General features: G+C 57.3%; 9 protein-coding genes. 1 reads left to right on the top strand and 8 read right to left on the bottom strand.

What is annotated here, in order from left to right:
* Window positions 1–387: 387 nt before the first annotated feature.
* The 6 genes from thrC to G439_RS12055 all read right to left on the bottom strand — a co-directional run bounded on the left by thrC (window position 388) and on the right by G439_RS12055 (window position 6,787).
* Window positions 388–1,866: a threonine synthase gene (gene thrC / locus G439_RS0110495; protein WP_022869135.1), complete on the bottom strand. Its 1,479-nt coding sequence runs from the start codon at window positions 1,864–1,866 to the stop codon at window positions 388–390.
* A gap of 71 nt (window positions 1,867–1,937) precedes the next feature.
* Window positions 1,938–2,246: a hypothetical protein gene (locus G439_RS0110490; RefSeq protein ID WP_022869134.1), complete on the bottom strand. Its 309-nt coding sequence runs from the start codon at window positions 2,244–2,246 to the stop codon at window positions 1,938–1,940.
* A 258-nt stretch (window positions 2,247–2,504) separates the two neighbouring features.
* Window positions 2,505–3,953, bottom strand: a complete 1,449-nt coding sequence (locus G439_RS0110485) for an MFS transporter (RefSeq protein ID WP_083940874.1) — start codon at window positions 3,951–3,953, stop codon at window positions 2,505–2,507.
* Window positions 3,954–4,135: 182 nt separating this feature from the next.
* The gene (locus tag G439_RS0110480) at window positions 4,136–4,660 is read right to left on the bottom strand and encodes a CarD family transcriptional regulator (RefSeq protein ID WP_022869132.1); all 525 of its coding nucleotides are present in this window, start codon (window positions 4,658–4,660) and stop codon (window positions 4,136–4,138) included.
* A 196-nt stretch (window positions 4,661–4,856) separates the two neighbouring features.
* Window positions 4,857–5,558 (bottom strand): response regulator transcription factor, encoded by a 702-nt coding sequence (locus G439_RS0110475; protein WP_022869131.1) that lies wholly within the window; start codon window positions 5,556–5,558, stop codon window positions 4,857–4,859.
* Window positions 5,555–6,787, bottom strand: a complete 1,233-nt coding sequence (locus tag G439_RS12055; protein ID WP_022869130.1) for a sensor histidine kinase — start codon at window positions 6,785–6,787, stop codon at window positions 5,555–5,557. Before G439_RS12055 ends, G439_RS0110475 begins: the two co-directional genes overlap by 4 nt.
* Before the next feature lie 192 nt (window positions 6,788–6,979).
* Between G439_RS12055 and phoU the strand changes: the two genes are divergently transcribed.
* Window positions 6,980–7,657, top strand: a complete 678-nt coding sequence (gene phoU, locus G439_RS0110465) for a phosphate signaling complex protein PhoU (protein WP_022869129.1) — start codon at window positions 6,980–6,982, stop codon at window positions 7,655–7,657.
* A gap of 131 nt (window positions 7,658–7,788) precedes the next feature.
* On the opposite strand, the gene G439_RS0110460 is transcribed toward phoU, so the two are convergent.
* Window positions 7,789–8,526 (bottom strand): phosphoglyceromutase, encoded by a 738-nt coding sequence (locus tag G439_RS0110460; protein ID WP_022869128.1) that lies wholly within the window; start codon window positions 8,524–8,526, stop codon window positions 7,789–7,791.
* Window positions 8,527–8,821: 295 nt separating this feature from the next.
* Entirely contained in the window at window positions 8,822–9,145 is a 324-nt protein-coding gene (locus G439_RS0110455) for a histone-like nucleoid-structuring protein Lsr2 (protein WP_022869127.1), read from the bottom strand.
* Between the last annotated feature and the right edge of the window lie 147 nt (window positions 9,146–9,292).

Genomic DNA, 9,292 nt, shown 5'->3' with positions numbered 1-9,292 from the left:
TGGCAAGGCAGCGTGACCAGTCCGTTTACAGGTGCGACCACGACTATTGATGGGGCTGTGGTCACCACAGAAACGTCACCGCCTTTTAATGTGGACAAAGCCCGCATCTACACCACCGACACCGCCGAACACCAAGCAGGCCACTAAACACCCACCACAAACACGCACACCCCTACGCACCCGCGTCCCACCCTGCAGATTTGCCCGTCATTGACGGCACCACCACCCACACCCCCCCCCCCCCCCCTTTCAAACAAACAGAGGTGCGTCCCTCGCGAGAAAGACGTGCGTCCCTCGACAAACTTATGGGCGTCCCTCGCAGGGAGGGAAGAATGGGAGAGAAGCGGCAGGGATGAGGGTAAAGCGAGACAGGCCTGAAAGCCTGGATCAGTTCACGGGGCGGACTCGCTCCTCGATCAGTGCTTTAAGAGCTTCTACATCATTGCCCAAAGACTCCACTTTCTGTGGCCGGCCCTCAATATCAGCGAAACGCTCGGGCACCTGCGGCAAACGACCGGTCGCCTCGACCACCGTCTCAGCAAACTTCACCGGCAGCGCCGTCTCCATCACGACCACGGGCATTTCAAGCTCGCTCGCCCATTGACGCGCAACATGCATGCCGTCAGCAGTGTGGGGATCCACCAAGTAGCCCGACTCGTCCTCAGTGCGACGAATTTCCTCAAGCCGCGCCGCATGCGAAGACGTTCCCGACACGAACCCATAGGCAGAACGCATCTGAGCAAACTCAGGCGTATCTGACAGATCGAAGTAGCCGTCCCTTTCCAATGCCTTACCGAAAAGCTCAGCGACTCGCTGCCCATCGCGACCCAGCATGTCGAACACAAAGCGCTCAAAATTCGACGCTTTAGAAATATCCATCGACGGCGACGACGTTGCCAAAGTCTGGTCGCCGGTGCGAACCCGATAGACACCGGTGCGGAAGAACTCGTCCAACACATCGTTTTCATTCGTCGCTACAACCAAGGTATCCAGGGGAACCCCCATAGAACGGGCGATGTGAGCAGCGCACACGTTGCCAAAGTTGCCGGAAGGAACAACCACGCTGACACGCGCATCAACCGCGTCGCCACCGGCCAGCCCCCGCGCAGTGGTGACTCGCAGCCACGTGGCCACGTAGTAGACAACCTGGGCAACCAGTCGCGCCCAGTTGATTGAATTAACCGCCCCAATGTGCCAGGCCGCCTTGAAATCAGCATCCATATTGACGGCCTTGACGAGGTCCTGACAGTCGTCAAAAACCCCGTCGACGGCAACATTGACAATGTTGTCATCAAGCAGGGAGAACATCTGCGCCCTCTGGAAAGCAGTCATACGCCCCGCTGGAGTCAGCATGACAACAGATAGGCCGGGGCGCCCTCTTAGCGCGTATTCGGCAGCCGATCCGGTATCGCCAGATGTCGCCCCGACGATCGTCAGCCAGTCGCCACGACGCCCAAGTTCATACTCAAAAAGCTCACCAAGCAGCTGCATCGCCATGTCTTTGAACGCGGCAGTGGGCCCGTTGGACAGGTGAGCAATCCACAGGTCAACGCCCGCATTGTCAAGTCTGGTGACCGGCACAATTTGCGGATCACTAAACGCAGGCGTCGTGTAGGCGCGCGCGGTAATTGCCTGCAGGTCGGCAGCAGGAATGTCGTCAATGAAGAGGGCGAGGACGCGCGCGGCGAGGGCAGCGTACCCCTCGTTGTCGAGGGTCACACGCAAGTCTGCAAGGTCCGCGGCACTCAACTGCGGATAATCCTCGGGTAAGTAGAGTCCGCCGTCGGGGGCTAGCCCTTCCAGGAGGATGTCCGAGAAGGTCCGTGAGGGCGTGGCCGGGGTTTGTCGTGTGGAAATGTAGTGCACGAGGCCGATCCTATCGGCGTATCCAGGTGACCACTACGGTTGTCCGAGGACGAGACAGGCTTATCCGCCCCCTACCCTACCGACCACCGGTCAGGCATCGCCGCACCAAACTGAATGCGGAGCAATTCTTTGAACATCATGCCCCGCACCAGAAGTTCTTCACCAATGCCAATACATATGGTTCCCACCAGCGGCATGAAGAACGCGGGCGTGAATGCGAATTCTTTGGCCCAGAAGTATCCGACCACGCACAACAGCGGAACCACCAGGATCGCGTAGTAAAAGTAGTTGTGGCGTCCAACAAAGTGGGCTGGCCGTTTCTTCGTGTAGATGAAGAAAGAGACGAGGGCGAGGCCTGCCATGACGAGAAGGAAAGGCACCACGGCTTCAACGAAACCCGGTTCACCGTATTCGATGCCTTTAACCTTGCTGGCGTAAAGGTAGCCGGCAATAGAGATCGCCAGGTAAAGCCCAAAGGCCGCGAAAGTCAGTGTCAGGTATCAGTTTTTCTCATTCATGACAGTGCGTTGCTGTATCCCTATATCCGTCGGGGATTCAGCTGGCGCTAGCCGCGCGGCAACATCGGGCTGAAAGCCCCATCCTCGCAACTGGCCCTGCTCTTGAGATGGTCTAGCCGACTAAGCTTGCTCGCCCTCGCCATCAATGTGACGCAGGTGAGCCTGGTCAATCTTGACGGGCAGAGTCAGAAGCAAGCCAACAATCAGCACCAAGATGATCCCAAGAATCCCCCAGTATGTGTAGTCAGCGGTCGGGTCAGTCTGATTGGCCTTACCGATCCGCAAAAACAGACCGTACATGAGCGGCGCGAGGAATGAAACTGCACGGCCAGTTGTTGCGTACAGGCCGAAGACCTCGCCCTCGCGACCCGGAGGAATGAGTCGCCCCAGGAAAGACCTGGATGCGGACTGCGTAGGACCAACAAAGACGCACAAAAGTAGGCCCAAAACCCAGAACACCATGGGCCCGCGGTCGTGCAGGAAGAACACTCCCAGCCCAGCCAGGCTCATGCAGGCAAGGCAGGAAATAATGACCACTTTGGGCCCGGCCTTGTCGTCGATACGGCCGAAGAGAATGGTGGCCAGGCCAGCGACGATATTGGATGCGATTGCGAAAATCATGATGTCGCCGGCAGAGAAGCCGAAGGCCGACTTCGCCAGAATCGCTCCGAAGGTGAAAACTCCAGCCAACCCATCGCGAAATACCGCGGACGCTATGAGGAAGAAGAGTGTCTGGGGCGCTTCCTTGTAGAGGCGTTTGACCGTGCCCCACAAGAGCTTGTAGGAATCAATGAGGTTTTCTTTTTCTCCGTTGTCGACGTGCGCGACCCGTGGCTTGGGAGGACGGGCAATCACAGGGATCGCGAATCCTCCAAACCACAGCGCTGCAATCACCATAGCGACACGGATATTGAGGGAGTTGTCGGTGGTCACTCCCAAAAGATTGGGGCCAATGAGTCCGACATAGAGGATAAGTAGCAAAACAATGCCGCCGACGTATCCCATCCCCCACCCGAGGCCCGAGATTCGCCCGATATCTTTCTTGTCAGCCAGGTGGTTGAGCATCGCGTTGTAGTTGACAGACGCGAACTCAAAGAAGACATTGCCCAGTCCTAGCAGCGCAATACCGAGCCAGAGTGCTGCTTCGGGGCCGATCGCTGATTCGGGAGAAATGAAGAACATGGCGAGCATACAAATGACGACCCCGCCCGTGAACCATCCGAGCAGCACTCCGCCCTTGCCGCGCCGGTCTGCTCGCTGACCGGTGATGGGTGCGAGCAGGGCGATGAAGAGGCCAGCGATGGTTAGGCCTAAGGAGAGCCTGTTGTTGGCTGTCCCCGAGTCGGTGAAGAGGCCGTCGCTGGTCAGGTAGGTGGAAAAAACGAAAGTAGTGGCAACGGCGTTGAAGGCTGCTGAGCCCCAGTCCCAGAGGGACCATTCGATGATGGGGCGCGTCAGGATCTTCGTCTTTTCGACTGTGGTGGGGGTGGAACTCACTGCCTGCTCCTTGTGCTGGGGCGGTTCTCGCGAATGCGAGTCCTCGGTGAAACTACCACGAGCAGGTGTCAACTAGGTGTCAGGTCGCTGAATATGCGTCTACGGGTGTGTCACAGTGACTTAGTGGGTGCACAGAAATTTGGGCGGTCTGATTGACGAGGATGATGCGCAAAGTCCGAGCGTCGCTGGCGATGCTCGGACTTGGGTGCGTTGAAGATTCGAGGCTTTCTAGCAGCCTCATGCATTTACAGTTTTTACTCTTCTGCCGCTGTTTCGTCTTCGGGGTAATCAACGCGGCCCTCTTCAAGGATCTGGTCGAGGCGCTCAGCGGCGGAAGCCTTATCAATCTCGCGGGCGAGGGCTAATTCAGAGATCAGGATCTGGCGAGCCTTGGTCAGCATCCGCTTTTCACCGGTCGATAGCTTCTTCTGATCGTCGCGACGGGTCAGGTCGCGAACAACCTCAGAAACCTTGACGATATTGCCGGTCGCAATCTTTTCCTGGTTGGCCTTGTACCGGCGTGACCAGTTTGTCGGCTCTTCAATGTATGGGGCTCGCAGCACGGACAGAACTTCTTCAAGCCCGTCCTCGTCAACGACGTCGCGCACACCCACCAGGTCAACATTGTCGGCGGGCACCTGGATGGTCAGGTCACCTTGATTGACGCGCAAAGTGAGGTAGGTTTTTTCCTCGCCGCGAATTTTTCGAATTGTGATCTCCTCGATCGTGGCAGCACCGTGGTGCGGGTAGACGACGGTCTCACCGATTTCGAACGACATGGAGTTTCTCCCAGCATTGTGCGGACAGCAAAGACCATTCTAGCAAAGACGCCGATCACACCCGCAGACTTGCCAAGGAGACGCTTGACACGCGTCAACGCCCACCCTAAGGTTTCCGCCCTCAGCCTCGACTATCTGACACCAGGTGGGCTCATTGCCGGCCGCAGCCAGGTGAGTGCAGCTTCGCCCTCGTTTGCTAGTCAGAGTCCTTCGCGACCAGCTTGTAGCCCAGTCCGCGCACGGTCACTAGACGCACCGGATGAGCCGGATCGGGTTCGATCTTGGAACGCAGCCGCTTCACATGCACGTCCAAGGTCTTGGTGTCACCGATGTATCCCGCCCCCCACACCCGGTCCATCAGTTGGGTTCGCGTGAGGACTCGGCCGGGGTTGCGCGCCAGATATTCCAACAGCTCGAACTCACGCAGAGGCATCGTCACCGGTTTGCCGTCAACACGGACTTCATGGCGATCAACCCACACTTCGATAGCACCAACCTCGAAGAGCTCAGAGTCATCCTCGTCAAGGAACGCATCGGTGCCGCGCCTGCGCAGCACCGCATTCATGCGCGCCAGCAACTCACGGAAAGCGTAGGGCTTAGATACGTAGTCGTCTGCACCAATCTCAAGACCAATAATCGTGTCGACAACATCATCCTTGGCGGTCACCATAATGACGGGAACGTCGGAAGTTTTACGAAGTTTTCGGCACACATCGGTGCCCTGCATTCCCGGAAGCATCAGGTCAAGCAGCACCAAGTCATAGTTGCCAGACTGCGCCATTTCCAAGCCGGTTTCTCCGTCAGCGGCTTCACACACATCAAAGCCTTCGCGACGCAACGAGAACACCAAAGGCTCGCGGTAGGCCTCTTCGTCTTCGACAACGAGGATGGACGTCATAGCTGTGTGTTCCTTTCAAAGGATGCGGGTCCGGGGGCGGGTACCGTTGCTGTTTCCATATTCACGGCCTGGTCAACAGGTTCAATGCCACCCACGTCGACTCCCGGGATGACCAGGGTGAAGGTTGAGCCGCGCCCTTCCTTCGACCACACGGTGACGGTTCCACCGTGGTCGGAGGCGACGTGTTTGACGATGGACAATCCCAAGCCCGTGCCGCCAGTATTGCGAGAGCGGGCAGGGTCGACTCGGTAGAAGCGTTCAAAAATGCGTTCTTGTTCTTCTTCAGAGATGCCGATGCCCGAGTCGACGACGGACACAGAGACGAGGCCGTCCTCGTCGATGATTCCTACGCATACTCGGTCACCCGATTCGGAGTATCGGACCGCATTGTCAACCAGATTCCGCACTGCGGTAATAAGGGTGTCGAGGTCGCCCCACACTTGCGCACCCGAGGGCTGATCGGGGCCGATGAGTTCAATCCCAGCCTTTGCCGCGGTTGTTTCTTCGCGCCCCAGGGCGATGGCCACGACCTCGTCCATATCGACGACTTGGGCGTTGCTCAGCGGGTCGGGAGCTTCTAGTCGAGACAGGTCAATGATGTCTTTGACAAGGGTGGCGAGGCGATCGGACTCTCGAACGAGGGATGGGGCGAAGTGGCGGACGGCCTCTGTGTCATCGGGATTTTCTGCGATGGTTTCAGCAAGTAAGCGCAGGGAGCCGATAGGGGTTTTGAGTTCGTGGGAGATGTTCGCGGTGAAGTCGCGGCGCGCTGACTCATTGCGTCGTTGGATGGTCTGGTCTTCGACGAGGATCAGCGCGCGCCCGCCCGGCAGGGGCGAGACTCTGACACGGAAGTCCAGTAATCCTGAGTGGTCAACGGAGGATCGAGGCAGCTGTAGATCCTCGGTGGCTGACAGACCTGATTCCAGGGATATGCGCACCATTTCACGGATTCGCTCGTGAGCCAGGTCGTCGCCCCTGGTGATGCCTTTGGCGTAGGCGGCGGCTCCCGCACGCATTACGGACCCATCTTTTTCGATGACGATGGTGATTTCGGGCAGGGAAGTCAAGATCGCTAGGGCGTCTGAGGATAGGCCCGGATCAATCTCAGGGGCCACGGATTCATCGCGTTCAATTTGTCTTTGAGAGAAGCGGAACGCACCAACGCCGACCGCCCCAACGACGACTCCGAGGACGGCCACGACGATCAAGGTCAGGATCTCTGGCACCAACCTAGCCTATCGGCGCAGCCCGCCTCCTTGGTCGCCATCTGCCTTTTGAGCGTGAAGTTGCCCCGAATTGCTACGCGTCGTTCACCAAACGTTCACCGCCGGCTCTCCCGCCGGTGGTCCTGGGATGGTGGAATCTCGGGGTGAATAGGGACGTGGAATGCGTCCTTTGCAGATTGAAAGGGCATTCACGTGCGAGAACTGTACCGTCAGGACCTTGCTCACCTGGGCAACGAATTGGAACGCATGAGCGACGGAGTCATCCGCGCTATCGAGAGGGCGACGCAAGCGTTGCGTGAGGGCGATCTGTCGCTTGCTGAGCAGACGATTGATGCTGACGAACGCCTCGACGAGGCCGCCAGAACCATTGATGAGATGTGTTTGAATCTGCTGACCTTGCAGGGGCCGGTTGCCTCGGATTTGCGTCTGATCTTGGCGGCTTTGCGCCTATCGCAGATTATGGAACGTCAGGGGGATTTGGCCCGCCATATCGCGATGATCGCCCGGTCTACCTACCCGGAGCATTCGATTAGCGAGGATGCGGCCGATATGGTGAACTCCATGGGAGCTGCCGCGGTGGATATGGCTCACTTGCAGCGCAAACTTCTTGTTGAGTTAGATACTCGTCTGGGTTCAGATTTCCAGACCAAGGACGATGTCTTGGACGATCTTCAGACCGAGGTGCGTCGTTTTGTCCTGGATGACTACCACGCATTGACGCGCCGCCAGGTGATCGATCTGACTTTGGCTGCTCGTTTCTTGGAGCGTTTTGGGGATCATTCGGTGTCGATGGGGCGTCGCATCCTGTTCATTATCGAGGGCGCGAAGACTGCCGAAGAGTTGGGCACCGGCCTCGACTCTCGTCTCTGAGCCCAACCGTCTCTAGCGCCCCCTCCCCTTCCCACGAAGGACGCACAAAACTCCCACGAAGGACGCACAAAATAGCGGGGCCTCCGAGAATTTCTCGCAGGCCCCGCTTCAGCTATTGCTGAAAGATGGAATCACTTGCCCTGGTTAGCCACAGCGGCGATCTTCGCCTCGGCCTCAGGATCCAAGTAGGTGCCGCCCTTCTTGACAGGCTTAAGGGTGTCCTCATCCAGCTCGTAAACCAACGGAATACCGGTGGGGATGTTGACGCCAGCGATATCTTCGTCCGAGATCTCGTCAAGAAGTTTGACGATCGCACGCAGAGAGTTGCCGTGAGCCGCAATCATGACGGTCTTGCCGGTCTTGAGCTCGGGAACAATTCGCTCTTCCCAGTAAGGAAGCAGACGATCGATAACGTCCTTGAGGCATTCGGTCGCAGGCACCGGCTCACCGCTGTAGCGCGGATCCTGGTCCTGAGAGAACTCGGAGCCGGCCTCAATCGCGGGCGGCGGAACGTCGAAAGAACGACGCCACAGCATGAACTGGTCATCGCCGTATTCGTTGCGAATTTCCTTCTTGTTCTTCCCCTGAAGCGCGCCGTAGTGACGCTCATTGAGGCGCCAGTCACGCTCGACGGGGATCCAGTGGCGATTAGCAGCGTCTAGCGCCAGGTTGGCGGTCATGATTGCGCGGCGCAACATGGAAGTGAAGAGAACGTCAGGAAGGACATCAGCCTCCTTGAGGAACTCACCTCCGCGTGCGGCCTCGGCTCGGCCCTTCTCCGACAGCGGGACATCAACCCAGCCAGTGAAGAGGTTCTTTGCATTCCATTCGCTCTCGCCATGGCGGAGCAGCACCAGTTTGTAGGTCATGTACTCATTGTTCCATTGAATGGGCGCGCTTGTCACCGATGTTCGCCACACCCCTCTTGGCGAAGGTGACATTCCGGCACTGATGATCGCCCACAAATACTTGTATGGAAGTATTTCTCACAATCAATAGTAGAGAATATCGCGGGGACACTACCCACATGTTTATAGAAATGGTGCTCCGGCCACGGGCCGGAGCACCATTCATTCTATTGACATTCTCCGAATCAGAGCTTCCATCCCTGATCAGACTATGTCTGGCTTTCAGGAAACTTTCAGAGGATTGCCTCGACTCATATCACTTTGCGGCTGCGCGATATTGCTCGACAATTGCCGCCGGAATACGACCACGCTCATTGACCTCGACGTTATTCGCCTTGGCCCATTCACGAATCTTCGCAGTTTCGGTATTCACCGCGGAAGCGCGACCAGAACGCGGGGCAACGCGACCGCCGGTGCGGCGCGCAGCCTTGATCCAACGTTCAAGATCTTCAGCGAGATCATTGGCATGAGCTTCATTGAGATCGATCTCATAGGAGACGCCATTAAAAGCGAAAGAAACGGTGCGGTCTGCGGCGGTGCCGTCAATGTCATCAACGAGCTGGACAATGGTCTTCTTCATCAGAAAATCTCTTTCTAGTCATACCTTCACCGAATAGAGCTCAGCGAAAGTTCTCTTCACAATTGAGAGCTTAATGCGAAAACTTACCACACATCAAATCAATTGCCGCAAGAAAGAACAAATAACAGTTAATTCACTCTCATGAAT

It is taken from the genome of Schaalia vaccimaxillae DSM 15804 (genome assembly GCF_000420425.1).
GTDB classification, from domain to species: Bacteria; Actinomycetota; Actinomycetes; order Actinomycetales; family Actinomycetaceae; genus Pauljensenia; species Pauljensenia vaccimaxillae.
The sequence above is the reverse complement of the archived record's forward strand: the minus strand, read 5'-3'. Positions and strand labels throughout refer to the sequence as shown.

Excerpts from the sequence above, each read along its gene's own strand:
- G439_RS0110480 (WP_022869132.1), bottom strand. The coding sequence starts at position 4,660 with ATGTCGTTCGAAATCGGTGAGACCGTCGTCTACCCGCACCACGGTGCT.
- G439_RS0110475 (WP_022869131.1), bottom strand. The coding sequence starts at position 5,558 with ATGACGTCCATCCTCGTTGTCGAAGACGAAGAGGCCTACCGCGAGCCT.
- G439_RS0110460 (WP_022869128.1), bottom strand. The coding sequence starts at position 8,526 with ATGACCTACAAACTGGTGCTGCTCCGCCATGGCGAGAGCGAATGGAAT.
- G439_RS0110455 (WP_022869127.1), bottom strand. The coding sequence starts at position 9,145 with ATGAAGAAGACCATTGTCCAGCTCGTTGATGACATTGACGGCACCGCC.